A 602-nucleotide genomic window follows, 5' to 3' on the forward strand; every position below is an offset into this window, starting at 1 on the left:
CGCGCAGCAGCGCCCACCGGCCCTGCTGCAGGACGCGCCCGTGAACGAGGCGCCGCTGGCGTTGCCCGCCGCGCCCGAGGGCGAAGAGATCGTCTTCGACTACGCCGCCACCGGCCTCACGCTGCGCCGCCACCCGCTGGCCCTGCTGCGCGCGCGGCTGGCGCGCTCGCGCCTGCTCACCGCGCAGCAACTGGCGTCGGTGCCCGACGGGCGGCGCGTGCGCGCCTGCGGCATCGTCACCGTGCGCCAGCGCCCCGGCACCGCCAAGGGCACGCTGTTCATCACGCTCGAGGACGAGACTGGCCCGGTCAACACCATCGTCTGGCCCGCCCTGGTGGAGCGCTGGCGCGACGCCTTGCTGCGGTCGCAACTGCTGGCGGTCGAGGGCCTCTGGCAATGCAGCGCCGATCCGGCCGAAGGCGCTGCCGTGGTGCGCCACCTGGTGCTGCAGCGCTGCAAGGACCTCACACCGCTGCTGGGGCGCCTGGCCGATGCGCTGCAGGGCAGCCGCGACTTCCATTGACGCAGGCCTTTGTCCGCGCGCGCTGGCGCATGAGTTTGAAGTGTTTTTGGCCCCAAACGCTGATGGACAAAGCGCTGGC

The 602-nt window shown here is 72.8% G+C and carries 1 protein-coding gene; it reads left to right on the top strand.

The features are described 5' to 3' along the window. The coding region (locus B2J89_RS21540) for an OB-fold nucleic acid binding domain-containing protein (protein WP_371809114.1) at positions 1-523 on the top strand (523 nt) is incomplete at its 5' end. Positions 524-602: the final 79 nt, after the last annotated feature.

It is taken from the genome of Acidovorax sp. SRB_24 (assembly GCF_012931925.1).